The 15,151-nt window shown below is 37.8% G+C and carries 17 protein-coding genes; 6 read left to right on the forward strand and 11 right to left on the reverse strand.

What is annotated here, in order from left to right:
* Nucleotides 1–9: 9 nt before the first annotated feature.
* On the reverse strand, nucleotides 10–315 hold the full coding sequence (locus GSM42_RS01910; protein ID WP_160799542.1) for a tyrosine-type recombinase/integrase: 306 nt from the start codon (nucleotides 313–315) through the stop codon (nucleotides 10–12).
* Nucleotides 284–949, reverse strand: a complete 666-nt coding sequence (locus GSM42_RS01915) for a tyrosine-type recombinase/integrase (protein ID WP_160799543.1) — start codon at nucleotides 947–949, stop codon at nucleotides 284–286. The genes GSM42_RS01910 and GSM42_RS01915 overlap by 32 nt, the downstream gene beginning before the upstream one ends.
* Nucleotides 950–1,194: 245 nt before the next feature.
* On the opposite strand from GSM42_RS01915, the gene GSM42_RS01920 reads away from it, so the two are divergent.
* From GSM42_RS01920 to GSM42_RS01940, 5 genes are all read left to right on the forward strand, one after another.
* A complete protein-coding gene (locus GSM42_RS01920; protein WP_160799544.1) occupies nucleotides 1,195–1,677 on the forward strand; it encodes a hypothetical protein in 483 nt (160 codons plus the stop codon).
* A 62-nt stretch (nucleotides 1,678–1,739) separates the two neighbouring features.
* Complete coding sequence (locus GSM42_RS01925) at nucleotides 1,740–2,186, forward strand: MarR family winged helix-turn-helix transcriptional regulator (RefSeq protein WP_160799545.1); 447 nt, start codon at nucleotides 1,740–1,742, stop codon at nucleotides 2,184–2,186.
* A gap of 83 nt (nucleotides 2,187–2,269) precedes the next feature.
* Nucleotides 2,270–3,334, forward strand: a complete 1,065-nt coding sequence (locus GSM42_RS01930; RefSeq protein WP_160799546.1) for a saccharopine dehydrogenase family protein — start codon at nucleotides 2,270–2,272, stop codon at nucleotides 3,332–3,334.
* A 22-nt stretch (nucleotides 3,335–3,356) separates the two neighbouring features.
* The gene (locus tag GSM42_RS01935; RefSeq protein WP_237446422.1) at nucleotides 3,357–4,727 is read left to right on the forward strand and encodes a cytochrome P450; all 1,371 of its coding nucleotides are present in this window, start codon (nucleotides 3,357–3,359) and stop codon (nucleotides 4,725–4,727) included.
* 107 nt (nucleotides 4,728–4,834) lie between these two features.
* Complete coding sequence (locus GSM42_RS01940) at nucleotides 4,835–6,208, forward strand: MFS transporter (RefSeq protein ID WP_160799547.1); 1,374 nt, start codon at nucleotides 4,835–4,837, stop codon at nucleotides 6,206–6,208.
* Nucleotides 6,209–6,560: 352 nt separating this feature from the next.
* Here the strand turns inward: GSM42_RS01940 and GSM42_RS01945 are convergent, their stop codons facing one another.
* The 9 genes from GSM42_RS01945 to uvsE all read right to left on the reverse strand — a co-directional run bounded on the left by GSM42_RS01945 (nucleotide 6,561) and on the right by uvsE (nucleotide 14,256).
* Entirely contained in the window at nucleotides 6,561–7,295 is a 735-nt protein-coding gene (locus tag GSM42_RS01945) for an SIS domain-containing protein (protein WP_160799548.1), read from the reverse strand.
* Nucleotides 7,296–7,297: 2 nt separating this feature from the next.
* On the reverse strand, nucleotides 7,298–8,008 hold the full coding sequence (locus tag GSM42_RS01950) for a KDGP aldolase (RefSeq protein ID WP_160799549.1): 711 nt from the start codon (nucleotides 8,006–8,008) through the stop codon (nucleotides 7,298–7,300).
* Nucleotides 8,002–8,736 (reverse strand): creatininase family protein, encoded by a 735-nt coding sequence (locus GSM42_RS01955; RefSeq protein ID WP_160799550.1) that lies wholly within the window; start codon nucleotides 8,734–8,736, stop codon nucleotides 8,002–8,004. The genes GSM42_RS01950 and GSM42_RS01955 overlap by 7 nt, the downstream gene beginning before the upstream one ends.
* A 16-nt stretch (nucleotides 8,737–8,752) precedes the next feature.
* Complete coding sequence (locus GSM42_RS01960; RefSeq protein WP_160799551.1) at nucleotides 8,753–9,745, reverse strand: phosphotriesterase family protein; 993 nt, start codon at nucleotides 9,743–9,745, stop codon at nucleotides 8,753–8,755.
* Between the two features lie 12 nt (nucleotides 9,746–9,757).
* Entirely contained in the window at nucleotides 9,758–11,053 is a 1,296-nt protein-coding gene (locus GSM42_RS01965) for a PTS ascorbate transporter subunit IIC (RefSeq protein ID WP_160799552.1), read from the reverse strand.
* Between the two features lie 15 nt (nucleotides 11,054–11,068).
* Nucleotides 11,069–11,338, reverse strand: a complete 270-nt coding sequence (locus GSM42_RS01970) for a PTS sugar transporter subunit IIB (RefSeq protein WP_237446423.1) — start codon at nucleotides 11,336–11,338, stop codon at nucleotides 11,069–11,071.
* Nucleotides 11,339–11,577: 239 nt separating this feature from the next.
* Nucleotides 11,578–12,012 (reverse strand): PTS sugar transporter subunit IIA, encoded by a 435-nt coding sequence (locus GSM42_RS01975; protein ID WP_160799553.1) that lies wholly within the window; start codon nucleotides 12,010–12,012, stop codon nucleotides 11,578–11,580.
* A gap of 243 nt (nucleotides 12,013–12,255) precedes the next feature.
* Nucleotides 12,256–13,200: a thioredoxin-disulfide reductase gene (gene trxB / locus GSM42_RS01980; RefSeq protein ID WP_160799554.1), complete on the reverse strand. Its 945-nt coding sequence runs from the start codon at nucleotides 13,198–13,200 to the stop codon at nucleotides 12,256–12,258.
* An 81-nt stretch (nucleotides 13,201–13,281) separates the two neighbouring features.
* Complete coding sequence (gene uvsE, locus GSM42_RS01985) at nucleotides 13,282–14,256, reverse strand: UV DNA damage repair endonuclease UvsE (protein WP_338055201.1); 975 nt, start codon at nucleotides 14,254–14,256, stop codon at nucleotides 13,282–13,284.
* Nucleotides 14,257–14,360: 104 nt separating this feature from the next.
* On the opposite strand from uvsE, the gene GSM42_RS01990 reads away from it, so the two are divergent.
* Complete coding sequence (locus GSM42_RS01990; protein WP_160799556.1) at nucleotides 14,361–15,131, forward strand: alpha/beta fold hydrolase; 771 nt, start codon at nucleotides 14,361–14,363, stop codon at nucleotides 15,129–15,131.
* Nucleotides 15,132–15,151 lie beyond the last annotated feature (20 nt).

The raw sequence follows: 15,151 nt of genomic DNA on the forward strand, positions 1-15,151 counted from the left end.
ATGCATGAATTAATCCCAACTAATCAATTCCATTGCATTCGCTTTTTCTTCCTCGCCAGGCTTGATGTAACGTAAAGTCATATCAATATTCGGCGTTCCATCCGCTTTTAAATGACCTGCAATCTCTGCAATAGTAGGTAAGGGAACACCCGCCTTCACTAAATTATGTAAACAAGTATGTCGGAGGGCATGGCAGGAGAGATTAGGCATATGGAGCCGCCTCGCATATTTTCCAACCACATGTTGGACAGCTCTGGTTGTTACTTGTTCCGATCGTTGGGAGTCAAATAGATAAGGACCTTTTAAACTTTCCATATATTCGTTTAAATACTGTGATAATCTTCCTAATCGATTTGCTCAGATCTACTTTTCGTTGCTTATTTTCTTTCCCGTATATGTAGATCCATCCCGAACGCTCGTTAATTTGGATATCAGTTAATTTGATGTGACATAACTCTTCCACACGCACGCCCGTAAAATACATCAAAGCAATCATGGTATATTCGCGAATTACCTTTCGATACTGTGTCTGGTTCCTCAAAAGGAGTCGAAGTTCAGCAAATAACTTCCGTTCTTGCTGTTCTGTGATCCATTTTGGTTTTAACCGATCTTCGGGAATATACCCGATTTCCTCTGCTGGATTATTTGGAATGAGTTTGTGTTCCAGTAACCAAGCCAGACATTGCTTTAAATGGCGAATCGTAAGGTTGATGGTTCCTGCTTTACAGTTCATCTCTTTTCCTGCCGTTTTTTTGAATAGCTGGATATGCTTCTGAAAGACCTTTTGTAAAACAGAGATCCCATCATCTTCAAGGAGATGATGCTCCTTTTTTCCCATCCAAGTAACGAAACGATAAATAGAAGATCGATGAGCTTGGATGGTTGCTTGATGTAATCCTTTTCGTTCTAAATGATCAAAATAAGCAACTAGTGTCATTGTTTTATTCATCCTAATCACCACTTTTTGTAGAACACGACGAGTATTTTGATAGTTAATGGACCTGATTTACAGGATTAGATGTCTATATTATATGAAAACTCGTCATATTCTCCTAGAGAGTATGACGAGTTCATTTGAAACATTTTAACTTGACTCCAGAAAGTTTATCATCTAAACTAAAATCGTGCTTAGGAGCATGAAATAGAATTTTTTTCGGTATTTAGTTTAGCTAATAAACAAAAAAGGGGTTAAAAATGAAGATACAGGCGAAAAATGTGAACAGAATAGCTCTATATTCTATTTTATTAATGATTTTGACAGCCATTCATCATTACTATGCATCCATTCTATACCAATCACCATGGAGACTTCATGTCGTTCAAGTGAGTATCGTCGTGATTATTTATACGCTTGTTGCGTTTGTTGTTTTCCGAAAATGGCAAAATACTTTATTTGCAAAAATAGTGCTTTCCATCTTTTTTGTCGTTACAGGTATTGTTTCTGTTGCTTGGATTGGTATTTTTGAAGGTGGTTACAATCATGTGGTCAAAAATATAGTCTTTTTGATTGGATTGCCTGAATCGGTGACATCTACCATGTTTCCTCCAAGTATTTATCATGCTCCACATGACGTATTTTACGAAGTGACCGGAGTAATTCAACTTGTTTTTGCCTGTTTGATTCTTTTCTATTCTTATCGTTTCTATCAACAAAGAAAAACCAATCAGGAGAATTAATGGTACGGTCTATTTTTTAAAGGAATCTTGACGCGATATAGTTTAATATCTAAACTAATAGTATGGAACAGAAAAAAGTAGATCGTACAAAATCAGGTAGTCAGAAGCTAGGTCAATTAATTTTGCTGCTTGGGCGATTGGAAAAACATCCCCATACGTTTGGAGAAGCGGGACCTTTGACACCGAGTGAGATTCATACCATCGATGCGATTGGCATGGAAAGAGGTGTACTTATGAGTGAACTTGCCAATCGTCTTCGTGTAACCAAAGGAGCCGTTACGCAAATAATTGTCCGTTTGGAAGACAAGAACTTAGTAGAACGAACCCCAAATCCAACCGATTCCAGAAGTGTGATTGTATCTTTGACCGAAAAAGGTAAAAGTGCCTTTCGAGCCCATGAAGAGGTGCACTTACATTTCTATCGAGAGTTGAGTTCCCAATTAGATGAACAGGAGATTGAGATTTTTGAAAAGTGCATAGAAAAGCTCTGTATCCATTTACAAAAATAATTTTTTTACCTATTTAGTTTAGTTTATAAACAAAATCAACAACATCCGAGTAGACACGGATATGGAAGTTAGGTGGGATTGGATTGAAAGAAAAAATCATTGTGGTTGGTGGATATGGTCAGGTTGGCAAAGTGATCTGTGAAGAATTAGGTCAGATTTATCCATATAAGGTATACGCTGCTGGGCGCAACTTCCAAAAAGCAGAACAGTTCTCGATTCATACAGAGGGGAGAGTGTTACCGCTACAACTCGATGTAAATGAACCAATTGAGGACGATTTTTTCCTTGATGTTTCCATGGTTGTTATGTGCTTAGACTTACAAAATACAGACTTTGTTCAAGCGTGTGTAAAGCATCACGTCGATTATATTGATGTCACCGCTGATTATTCAGTGATGTCAAAAATTCAACAAATTCATCCCAAGGCTTCAACGGTTGTGCTAAGTGTCGGTTTAGCACCAGGAATCACCAACATGTTAGTGAAACAAGGAAAAAATCAGTTGGATCAAGTTGATACTGCGGATATTTATATTTTATTAGGTCTAGGGGAGTCACATGGGCGTGCCGCGATTGAGTGGACGGTGGATAATCTGAGTGCTGTTTATTCGGTGATCGAGCAAGGAAGCAAAAAACAAGTGACCAGTTTCTCAGATGGAAAGAAGATAGATTTTCCAGCGGGACTAGGACGGAAAACAGCTTATCGGTTTAACTTTTCTGACCAACATGTTTTACCTCAGACGTTGGGTATTCCCTCTGCTTCTACCCGTCTTTGTTTTGATTCGGAGATGATGACAAATGCTATCGCGAGTTTAAAGCGTACTGGAATAGTGCGGTGGTTACAACAACCTTGGATACGCGAGAAGGTCATAAATTTATTCGAAAAATCACAGTGGGGATCAGAAATATACGTGGCAAAGGTTGAAGTTGCAGGGCGGTTGAATGGTCGGCATGTACAATATCAAGGTTCCGTTAGCGGAGAAAAAGAGTTTGTTGCAACAGGAAAAGTTGCTGCTTATGTGGCGAAAAACGTCTATGCAGGGCAATATTCACTAGGTGTATTTCATATGGAGCAGTTGTTCCAACCGACTGATTTATTTGCTGATTTAAGCAACATGATCACATTCAATGAAAAAATATTGGGTGAGTGACAGAGAAATGGAGATGAGAGAAATGGGAAAAAAAGTTCCAGGCCCTAAAGAGATTCCTTTTATTGGTAATTTATTAGAGGTGGGTTCTAAGCCACATGAATTTTTCAAAACTTGTGTAGAAAAGTATGGGCCTGTTGTTCGGGTACGAATAGAGAAAGATCGTGATACGTATTTGTTAAGTCGTCCACAGGATATTCAGTATGTACTTAAAAATTCACAACGATTGTTTGCGAAGGGATATCATCGGGATCGTATCTTAAGTATGGTACTAGGCAATGGTCTGGTCACGAGCGAAGGAGACTTCTGGCTCCGTCAACGAAGATTATCGCAGCCTGCGTTTCATAAACACCGTATTGAAAAATATGCAGATACCATGACTCAATATACGATGAGAATGCTTAAAGACTGGGAAGATGGTCAAATGCTCGATCTTCATAAAGAGATCATGCGTTGTACGATGGAAATTGTTGCAAAAACACTTTTTGATATGGATTTGCAAGAACCCGAACATCAAGGGGCAAATCAAGTCGGGGAAGCATTGGATCAAGTTTTTCATGAATACGTCAATCAGTATACAAGTATTACTCGTATGTTGCTGGAAAGGTTACCCTTTTCAATCCCTTCACCTGGAAATAAGCGACTGAAAGAAAGCATCCGCCAATTGGATCATGTGATATATGAGATCATCGAGCATCGAAAAAAAGAAAATCGAGATCGGGGCGATCTGCTATCTATGTTGATAGCTGTACAAGATGATGAAGGAAAAGGCATGACCCCTACACAGCTAAGAGATGAAGTGATGACGTTATTTCTTGCTGGCCATGAAACAACAGCTAACGTATTATCTTGGACTTTCTATCTACTTGCCCAGCATCCTGATGCGGAAAAAAAGGTAGTTACAGAACTAGAAAATGTATTACAAGGAAGACTTCCTACCTTATCCGATATTCCACATCTTTCCTTTACACAAGCAGTCATCAACGAATCGATGCGTCTTTATCCACCTGTTTGGTTTATCTCTCGTGAACCCATTGAGGATATATGGATCGATGAATATTGTTTACCAGCAGGAAGTGAAGTTGCCATGAGTCAGTGGGTAATGCATCGTCATCCGGATTATTTTACAAAAGCCGATTCTTTTATTCCTGAACGATGGTCCCGCGAATTTGAAAAAAGCTTACCTTCCTATGTTTATTTTCCATTTGGAGCTGGTCCACGAGTCTGTATTGGAAATAATTTTGCAATGATGGAAGCTACTTTATTACTCACTTCGATTATGCAAATGTTTCGTATTGAACTCGATCACCAGCATAGTGTGGTTCCAGAGCCTTCGATTACGCTACGACCTAAAAATGGGATTTGCGTACGTATCGAAAAGAGAAGCAACCTATAGTCTCATTTTCATGCAGTGTTTCTTGAATGGAATGAGCATTCCATTGTACATGCGGTATAGGAATGCTCATTTAGTTTATATTCTAAATTAAGAGGGAGGTATATCCAATGGAAATACCATCAAAAAACAAACCATTCTTCATGATGATGGCGATTTGTATAGGTGCGTTTATCTCTCATTTTACGGCAGGTGTGGTGAATGTTTCCCTTCCGTATCTCTCGAAAATATTCCACACAAACTTAGGAACCGTACAATGGATTACGATTGGTTATTTACTAGCCATTGCTTCCTTTCTTCCTGTCATGGGATATTTAGGAGATCGTTTTGGTCATCGTTTCATTCATAATCTTGGATACATTATTTTTACCATTAGTTCGGTGCTGGTTGCATTTTCAGCGAACATCTTTCTATTACTGATCTTGAGAGTGATTCAGGCACTTGGTGCTGCGATGTTTCAAGCAACGAATATCGCCTTGATCACGATTCACATCTCAAAAGAAAAAAGAGGTCAAGCACTTGGTATAGTCAGTACAGCAGTAGCATTAGGTGCAATGATTGGACCAATTGCTGGTGGTTTTATTGCAGAGTGGTTCCGTTGGGAAGTCTTGTTTTTGATTCATGTACCTGTGATTATGGTTGCTACACTACTGGCTCTGCGTTATATTCCTAAACACAAATCAGTACAGAAAATTAAGACATTTGATAGCATGGAAATGATATTGTTTGTCGTAGGAATTGCTTCTGCCATATTTGGAATTTCCTATAGTCGTACATGGGGATTATTGTCTCCTAATACGATCTATACTTTTCTTCTTTCGCTGATCTCGTTCGTTCTCTTTTTGCTGTGGGAATCCCGTCATGCTACTCCATTTTTATTGCTAAAACTATTTCGTTTACCAGCTGTCTCGTACGGTTTAATGATTAGTTGTGGTTCTTTTGTACTCGCAAATATTGTTTTAGTCGCTATGCCTTTTTATTTATCAGATATCGCTAGCCTTTCACCACTAACAACGGGATATTTGATGATTGCTTATCCAGTACTTTTAGCGGTGGTGGGACCGTTGGCTGGTCGTTTATCGGATCGTTATGGTTCCAAACCTTTTATGGTGATAGGTTTATGTAGTATGGGAGCAGGATTTTTGGGAAGCGTTCTTTTTCTCCCTTCCTTATCTATTGTTGGAGTAATCATCTTCCTAGCGCTCATTGGATTGGGAATGGGGCTCATCGCTTCTCCAAACAATAGCTTTATTATGAAGCAAGTGCCAGTGGATTTTGTTGGATCAATTGGAGGAATGATCGCCTTAACACGCAATTTGGGTATGGTATTGGGAGCAACACTTGGGCTTGGACTTCTTAATCATACTGAAAACAAAGAACTTGATGCCTTTCGATCTGTATTTGAATTAGGTATCTGGATTTGTCTCGCCTGTGTGATTATATTTGGACTGGGTGTCTACTTGGAAAAAAGAAATAAAACGTAAACAACTAACAATCACTTAACGTGTGAGGGGTCGGTTCATTTGTGTCTAAAAATGAATTTACCCTAGCTTTTTATGAGTGGCTCAAAAAAGAACGAATCGTTGCCGTACCCCTCAGACACTCATATTTATATCGAGATAAAAATCATCCCTACTTTTCGATTCGAAAATAAATCCCATAGTTATAATTACCCACTAGTGAATAATAGAGATTTGCGCCAATCATAGATCCATTTCCTCCGACTAATACTCACGAAAAATGGTGAATTGGATTTTTATTCTACCATCCTTCCTTCAGAAAAAATAAAAAAGTACTTGTATCGTATTTCCCTACAAGTACTTTCAGATTATCCTATCAAGACAACAAGGAAATCCGCTTATGGTACTTTTCCACCAATTGATTATTATGTTCATCTGCTCCTTCTACATTCCCACTAATAAAAACAGGTGGTGAATGATTACCTTTTTCAATCAAGGAATTAGTTGTCTCAATAAATATACTATTTAAAATCGCTGCCCCAATAATGGTAGATGCAGAACCAAATGAAATGGAAGACGAAGGATGTTTCATCAGCGCATCACCTTTTGGAATATGATTATCCAATGTGATATCAACCACTTCATAGAGCAGCTTTCCTTCTCGATGACGTGAATTTTCCTTGTAATAGGACGAAGAAGTAAGCCCGATCACAAATGCTCCACGATCCTTTGCAATTAAGGCAACATCTATAGGAACTGGATTTTTTCCAGATGTAGAAACAACAATAACCACATCTTGGGGCTGTATATCTTCCTTCTCCATGAATATTTTCGCATAATCATTTTTCCGCTCGTTGTGGGAAGAAGTGACTGCACCTTCATGAAGCATTAATGGTTCATGAAAAATAACTCGGACAGGGGCTAACCCACCTGCTCGATAAAAAAATTCTTCCCCTAATATATGAGAATGGCCACATCCGAAAATATGGACAATCCCTCCATTTTCAATGGTTGTACAAATTTTAGTAGCACATCGTTTAATTTTCTCTGATTCTTTTAGTTCGACTTTCTTTAAAAGCTGATGAACTTGTTCCAAGTATGATTCAAACATTCTTATTCACTCGCCTTCTCTAAAATAGTTGCCACTTCTTCTGGGATTGTCTCTTTCGTAGTAGGATGAATGGTAGAGCCAAAAATATGAGGAATAAATAATTCGATACCTGTATTTTTGACTCCATTTACTATTTCTTTGATATTATCTTTTGATATACCACCTGCTGGTTCGATAGCTCGAATCCCTTTTTTTGCTGCGACTTGAGTTAAATGGATTAGTTCTTCTAGATGCATCAATCCATTAACAGGCATTAATTTAATCGATGGTATACCTAATTCTTTGATCATTTCAACCAACCATTCGGTATTCACTTCTTTACCAGAAGCAAGCCGTACTGTCCCCACTTTTCCAGAAGGAGCAACGAGCGCATTAACCCACTGTGACTCCTTTTGCTGTCCAGCAATAAACCCCATAGCAAAGCTGGCAGTTTCAAAAGGTTGGTTGACATGACCAGCTTCGGACCTCACTGCAATCTCCAAAGCTTTTTTCCAATTGTCTATATTGCCGTTTCCTCCCAAACCAACACTGACTATATCAATCATTTTTTTAAACTGATGTATTTTTTGAACTGCTGCTTCTACGTCATGATCTGCTGCTGTTATTCCTGGAATAATATAGCCCTTTCCAGCTTCTAATACATCTTGGAGATTTTTAGCATCTTTTGCTAAAAAATTGAATAGTAAATGCCCATGTAATCGATTTGTTAACAACCTAACTCATCCTTCGCTTGTTGGATCATTCTAGTCATATTTTCCAAAGCAACTGATATTATTTTTTCTCCTTTTTCTCTTGTAGCAACTGTGGCATCCCCTAGTACTGCTGTTTTCGTAAATTGACTCCATGGTGTTGGTGTCACATCGGCTGTTTCTGGTATAACGGGTGTATCATTAATCGCTTTTTCCATCTGCACTTTTTCCTCAACCAAATAAAGCATGTATGAGGTTTCTAACTCACATGCATGAAAATAACTATCATGTACAGGTGTCGATTCCCTAACATTGCGAATGATTTCTTTTGTTCCAGGATAAAACATGACAAATACTTTGCAGTCTGGAAACTTTTCATAGAGAACTCGAGAAGCTTCTTTTAGAGCAATTGCATTTCCATAGTGTCCGTTGATGACAGTCATAATTCGGAAACCTTGTCGGAATAAACTTTCCCCTATCTCTACCATAAGATTGGTCAACGTCTGATTGGATAACGTTAAGCTACCTGGAAAATTGCTTAAACTCCATACTTGGCCATAAGGCAGAGTTGGCAAAACCAAACCACCAACTTCATCTGCAAGTTTTTTCGACAATTCTTCAGCAAGATAGTTATCTGTTCCTAAAGGCAGATGTGGACCGTGAGCCTCCACTGCTCCTACAGGGAGAATTGCGACCTTTGATTTTTTTATGTAGGAAGTAATCTCATATGAATTTTGCTCTTGAAATAACATAGATATCCCTTCTATTCTAAGGTTTAAATGCAAAACAACGTGCAGGGTTAGCGACAAAAAACTTTTGTATCAAAGCTTCCCCATCATATCCACGCTCATTTGCTTCTACAATAAAACGAGGAACCCATTTTCCGATGATATACATTAATCCAAGTCCATGGTCATAATGCTTATAATAGCTTTTACGAGCTGTATCTCCGCTAACCAAAATTTGATCTTCAAAGCCTTTATCAACAAGATGTAAGATGCAATCAATTCTTGTACTCTCAGGGTAATACTTAATCTTTCCGATTCCATCAAAACTCAAAAATGCACCTGTCTTCGCTACTTGTTCATGATAAAAAGGATCTGGATTTCGATCCATATGACCAAAGCTAACATAGTTTAGATTGACACCTTCGCTCTGAAGGATTTCTATTTGTTCTAATGCCATGGTTCCAGCTTCAGTATGTGAATGAACTGTCGCTTTTGTCTCATGATGAGCACGTGCAACAGCACGAATTGTTTTCTCTTCTAATGGAATGATTCGATTGTATCCTGTTCCGAATTTAACTTGCCCTGCCTTAAAACGTGTTCCTTCTAATCCTTCCTCTACTTCGGTTATCACATGTTTCGTTAAATCATTAATAGATGTCTCTTCAATCCACTGTCCAAATGTCGTATAATTTCCAATTATGTTGTGCAGAGAATCGGTCAGTTTTGCATCCCATAAAAAACTTTTGTTAAAACCAGCAGTCCCGACGATTTGGATACCTGTTTCCTCAGATAATTTCGCCACTCCCAACACATCCCGACCATAATCGATTGCAGTAGCATCTACAATACTCTGACCACCGAGTTGTTGAAAATCGGCAACATCTGCTTTTGATTTTTCATAATCATCCAATAGTAAATCATCTGCCCCCTTTTCTACCCAGTAAGGGGGTCGGCAAATGATATGTTCATGTGAATAAGTAAACCCCAATTGCTCGGGGTCTATATCACCTGAAAAAGTGCGTATAAAAGACATGTCTGACACTCCTTAAAAAAGAATTTGCGCTAAAAACTTAATAATTGGTCCTAAAATAAACATGTCTGAATCAGCTGCCCACATTGCAGTATCAGGAATTGTTTTTGTGATCAAATTAGTTACCATGAGATACTGTCCCCATGCAACAATGGTTGATGTAGCAAAACCACCTAGTAGTGCTCCTCTTACTCCTCCAGTGGCATTTCCAAAAACGCCAGCAGCCGCACCATGGAAAAAAAGAACAATCATGGTAGGAACAAATACATAACCGATTCCTTTACCAAGAACAAGCAACCAAATAACAGCTCCGATTAATGTTCCTAAAAATCCCAATGTAACTGCGTTTGGCGAGTAGGGATACAATACAGGAGCATCCAAAGCTGGACGTGCACCTGGAACAATTTTGGTGGCAATCCCTTTGAACGCAGGAACTAATTCTCCAATAAACATCCTCACACCAACCAAAACAACTGCGATTCCACCTGCAAATGTAAGCGATTGGATAATGGAATAAATAACAAAATTTTGCTGACCAGCTTGTTTGACAAGTGCTGCAGCACCTGGTGTTCCTTGGGTTACCACAATAAGCGATCCAATGAGAAACAATACTCCCATCGTTAATGCAGTAATAACGTTTGAATCACGAATGAACTCAAATCCCTTTGGTACTTTTAATTTTTCTGCATCATTTTCTTTATTTCCAAAAAGTTTCCCTAAACCCGCACCGAGCAATGCAACAGATGCTGATGTATGACCCAAAGCAATCTGATCATTTTTCGTTATTTTGCGCATGAATGGTTGTGTTAAAGCAGGTTGGATCGTCCAGTAAAGTCCCATTATGATAGATAAGAAAATCACTAGAGGCCAGAATGATACATTTCCGACTGTATTCACAACGATCCCAGCAAAAATGGAAGTTGTCCAGAACATCATATGACCTGTTAAATAAATGTATTTCAATTTAGTAAAACGAGCTAAAAGAACATTAATCAAAAAACCGATGGACATAGCCAATGTGACAGCGCTACCAAACTTTGCATTAAAAGCATCTTGCCCTAAATACCCAGCGAGAGGAGGTACTGTTATGCCAAATACTTCTTTCCACATAGGTTCAAAAATATTGAGAGCACTAGTGATTATATTCGCTCCTGCATTGATAATTAAAAAACCAATAACAGCTTTGAGTGTTCCGGTAATTAGTTGACTAGTGCTCTTTTTTTGCAAAACTAACCCTATTAATACAATCATCCCTAGTAAAATTGCAGGTGTACCAAAAATATTATTTGCAATCCATGTCAAAACGTTCAATTGCCAGACACCTCACTAGATGCGATTTTGCAATGCTTGTCTAATTTCATCAAGATCAAAGTAATTGTTAACAATAGCAATCTCTGTTTCATGTCCTTCTAATGATTGAGCTAATTCAGCACTTGTGACGATCAAATCACTAGTCATTCCAGAGGCAGATGATACATCTACGTGCTCTACATCAGCAGTTACTCCTAATTCATTTAATACTTGTTCAATATTCATACGCAAAATCAAGCTCGTCCCTTGTCCTAATCCACATACAGCCAATATTTTTTTCATCATGTCATCCCCTTATCATTTTTCCGCATCAGTTCATTTTCCTATTTCTCAATATCTGTTCTTCCGTCATCCTTTTTCCTATACTTATTTCTATAAAAATAGCTGCTAGAAAAAGCGATATTTATTTATAATTTTACTAAACATATACAATTATACCGCGTTAAAAAACTTTAAATTCCAGATCATAATTCTATTATCGACAAATAAACTGTTTCTGTTGTGAAAATTTATGTTAATCTATCTCATTGACGAAACAAACGAACTACTTCCTCGACATCATTCGTTGTCTTAATAATATTTAACTTATCTTTGTTGCTTAGAACCTGTGAAATTTGTTTCAACATCATCAAATGACTCGTTTCGTCAACTCCTGCAAGTGCGCAAACAAGTGACACAGGATCATTTGATGCATGCCCAAACGAAACAGGTGTAGAAAGACGAAACATAGATAAACCAGGTATCACTGCCCCGTCTTCTGGACGAGCATGTGGAATCGCAATACCAGGACCGATAACGATATATGGACCAATATCAGTAAAGTTTTTTATCATCGCTTCCACATAGGTAGGTTTAACTTTTTTTACTTGAACAAGTAAATCTCCAGCTAACCAAATAGCGTCAACTGCTGTTTCTGCTTGACCATTTAGTTCTATTGCTTCGACTTGTAAAAAATCCACACTTCTCACTCCTGCATATTATTTTAGGTTATTCTTTGATAATCGCAGATTAGTAATTCCTATTTATAGCCTAACATAAATATTATTTTTCTTTTATATAAAAATACAATTGAAAATTAAATTTCCATATCTCAAATCGATCAAAATAACACATCCTTCCTTAGGCTTCTGTTATTACGTGATAATTTACATTAATATCATATAAAAAAATAGCCTACTCTTTTTTCAAGAGTAGGCTATTTTTTATAAAGATTTACTCCAATCGTGAACGGAGCTTCCTTCTAAAAAGCGTTCACAATCCAATGCAGCCATACAACCTGTTCCTGCAGCAGTAATAGCTTGACGGTAAATATGATCTTGGACATCTCCACAAGCAAATACTCCAGGAATATTTGTTTCGGTTGTTCCAGCTTTTACCTCAATGTATCCCATTGCATCTAATCGAATCTGATCTTCTAGAAACTCTGTATTTGGCTTGTGACCAATCGCCACAAAAATCCCGTCTGTTTCTATTACTTCTTCTTCACCAGTTTGATTATTTTTCACCTTGAGTCCTGTGACGCCATTTTCATTGCGCAGCACTTCAAGCGGAGTTTTATTTAACCCCCACGTGATTTTTTCATTGGAGCGTGCGCGATCTTGCATAATTTTAGAAGCTCTTAGCTCATTTCTGCGGTGAACCAAGTGAACTTCAGAAGCAAATCGAGTTAGAAAGTTTGCCTCTTCCATTGCAGAGTCTCCTCCACCGACAACAATGATCTTTTTCCCTCGGAAGAAAAATCCGTCACATGTTGCACAAGTACTGACCCCAAGCCCGATATTTTCTCGTTCTCCAGGTATGCCAAGCAATTTTGCTGTCGCACCTGTAGATAAAATAAGTGATTCTGTTTTGATTACTTCTTCACCGAGATGAAGCTGAAAGGGACGATTTGCTAATTCTACTTTTTTCACCCATCCACGGCGAAATGTAGCTCCAAATCGTTCTGCCTGCTTTCTCATATTTTCCATTAACTCTGGTCCCATGATTCCTTCTGGAAACCCAGGGAAATTTTCTACCTCTGTTGTTGTTGTTAATTGACCACCAGGTTCAGGTCCTTCTATCACCAAAGGCTCTAGATTTGCACGTGCAAGATAAATAGCTGCTGTAAGTCCTGCTGGTCCAGTGCCTAATACGATTGCTTTATACATAAGATGATGTTCCTCCTAGACGAAAAAATTACCACTCCACATTTATACCCTATTTTCGATGTCGTAAACCAGCCCTAATTTCTACTTTATTTCTATCATTCCTTCGGTCAATGCTTTCAAACCATGTAAGGTTTTTAGTTCATCCATCAAGCGAAATAATGCATCATCTTTTTGTTTTGCTTCAATCATTATATCTAAATGATTCGTAATTTGTTTAGCTAAATGTAAAAAAGGTACAATATCATCTAATCTCACATAATCTGCATGACTTCGAAAATCGGATTCACTTTTTGGACTTGATATATGTATTTTAGGAGGAAACCCTTCATTCCTCCAAGTTTTTACGATGATTGGAAATAACTCTTCCAATGTTTCACCTTGATTGTTACAGCGATGATGATGCAAATCTAACACCATTGGCGCTCCTACTTTTTGAGCGATATGTAGCGTTTCTTTTGCTGTAAATGTCTTATCGTCGTTTTCTAAACAAATATGAGCTTGAATCCTCGGATCTAATCGCTGAAATCGTTTTACAAACCGCTCTCCTGCTTCTTGTTTATTGTTATACACTCCACCGATATGAATATTGCATTTATAAGACTGATCCAAATCCATGGCATGTAACATACGAACGTGGCGGATTAAATCCTTTACAGACGATTGAAGCACATCTTTTCTAGGTGTATTAAGCACAGTAAAGTGATCCGGATGAAATCCCACGCGCATTTTATTCTCCTTTACGATTTTTCCTATCTCGGCAAAATCATCATGAAGAGCTCGAATAAAATCTTTTCCTGCTAATACTTCATGTCCCAAAAGGGGGATAAGTCTCGATGAGAAGCGGTAAAATAAAATTCCATGATGTGCAGCATGATACAAAATCCGCTTGGTATGTGCAAGGTTTTCTTGTGCTATTCGCAATACTTTTCGTAGTGCTAGCCGTTTGTCTGGTATAGCTTGAAATGCTTTTACGGTCATCGTCTTTGAAGGCGAAGAATTGTATACTTTGGTACTCATCGCCACAAATCCAAATCGTACGATCAATTTTATCACCATTATTAGTATGTACCTAGATTTCCTCGAAAAAACCCCAAACCTTATTTCGTTGCTATAAAATCTGGTGAAATTACAAATCCTAAGAAAAAAGTAGGAGTTTTCCCATGCCTTATGTAGAAGTAAATAACGTAAATCTTTATTACCAAGTTTCTGGTGAAGGAATACCAATTATTTTTATTCATCCCCCCTTACTATCGAGTGCCAATTTTTATTATCAACAACAAGAACTATCGGAAAAATTTAAAGTCATAACCTTTGATATGCGAGGACATGGAAAAAGTGATTCTGGAAAAGAGAAGTTTACTTATCCTCTGATTGTTAAAGATATAGTAGCAATTTTAAAACATCTACAAATCAAGAATGCTTTTATAGCCGGATACTCAACAGGAGCAGCCATTGCATTAGAAGCAATGAGAAATCACCAAGAGCTCTTTTGTGGGGGAATACTAATGAGTCCTATGATTTCACCAACTAGTTTTTATATCAAAAGACTTATTCAGTTGGCTTCTTTGCTATCCAACAAAACAACATTTTCTCTGCTTGCAATGGCGATTTGTAATGGAAATGCTGATCTGCCCTCTACTTATGAGCGACTAAATAACGAAGCACATAAAGGAGATTACCAGAAAATAAAAGAATACTATCAATACAGCTCAACATTTAATTTTATAGATTGTTTAACAGATATTGTGCAGCCAAATTTGCTGTTGTATGGGGAGGATGATTCCAATTTCATAAAAACAAAACAAATCGTAAGTGAAAAACTGCCAAATAGCCTCATAAAAATAATAAAAAATGTACCTCATCAAATACCTACAAAAGCTGCTAAATCAGTCAATACGTCTATTACTAATTTCATCTTAGATCAGACATAGTAGCAGCAAAACATATAGGA

Origin of the sequence: Shimazuella alba (assembly GCF_009831235.1) — a bacterium.
In the GTDB taxonomy this organism is placed as follows: Bacteria; Bacillota; Bacilli; order Thermoactinomycetales; family Thermoactinomycetaceae; genus Shimazuella; species Shimazuella alba.

What these genes read in the sequence shown, in the direction of transcription:
- GSM42_RS01955 (WP_160799550.1), bottom strand. Translation starts at nt 8,736, where the DNA reads ATGTTATTTCAAGAGCAAAATTCATATGAGATTACTTCCTACATAAAA.
- GSM42_RS01945 (WP_160799548.1), bottom strand. Translation starts at nt 7,295, where the DNA reads ATGTTTGAATCATACTTGGAACAAGTTCATCAGCTTTTAAAGAAAGTC.
- GSM42_RS01970 (WP_237446423.1), bottom strand. Translation starts at nt 11,338, where the DNA reads ATGATGAAAAAAATATTGGCTGTATGTGGATTAGGACAAGGGACGAGC.
- uvsE (WP_338055201.1), bottom strand. Translation starts at nt 14,256, where the DNA reads ATGGTGATAAAATTGATCGTACGATTTGGATTTGTGGCGATGAGTACC.
- GSM42_RS01910 (WP_160799542.1), bottom strand. Translation starts at nt 315, where the DNA reads ATGGAAAGTTTAAAAGGTCCTTATCTATTTGACTCCCAACGATCGGAA.
- GSM42_RS01915 (WP_160799543.1), bottom strand. Translation starts at nt 949, where the DNA reads ATGAATAAAACAATGACACTAGTTGCTTATTTTGATCATTTAGAACGA.
- GSM42_RS01920 (WP_160799544.1), top strand. Translation starts at nt 1,195, where the DNA reads ATGAAGATACAGGCGAAAAATGTGAACAGAATAGCTCTATATTCTATT.
- GSM42_RS01940 (WP_160799547.1), top strand. Translation starts at nt 4,835, where the DNA reads ATGGAAATACCATCAAAAAACAAACCATTCTTCATGATGATGGCGATT.
- GSM42_RS01990 (WP_160799556.1), top strand. Translation starts at nt 14,361, where the DNA reads ATGCCTTATGTAGAAGTAAATAACGTAAATCTTTATTACCAAGTTTCT.
- GSM42_RS01925 (WP_160799545.1), top strand. Translation starts at nt 1,740, where the DNA reads ATGGAACAGAAAAAAGTAGATCGTACAAAATCAGGTAGTCAGAAGCTA.
- GSM42_RS01960 (WP_160799551.1), bottom strand. Translation starts at nt 9,745, where the DNA reads ATGTCTTTTATACGCACTTTTTCAGGTGATATAGACCCCGAGCAATTG.
- trxB (WP_160799554.1), bottom strand. Translation starts at nt 13,200, where the DNA reads ATGTATAAAGCAATCGTATTAGGCACTGGACCAGCAGGACTTACAGCA.
- GSM42_RS01935 (WP_237446422.1), top strand. Translation starts at nt 3,357, where the DNA reads ATGGGAAAAAAAGTTCCAGGCCCTAAAGAGATTCCTTTTATTGGTAAT.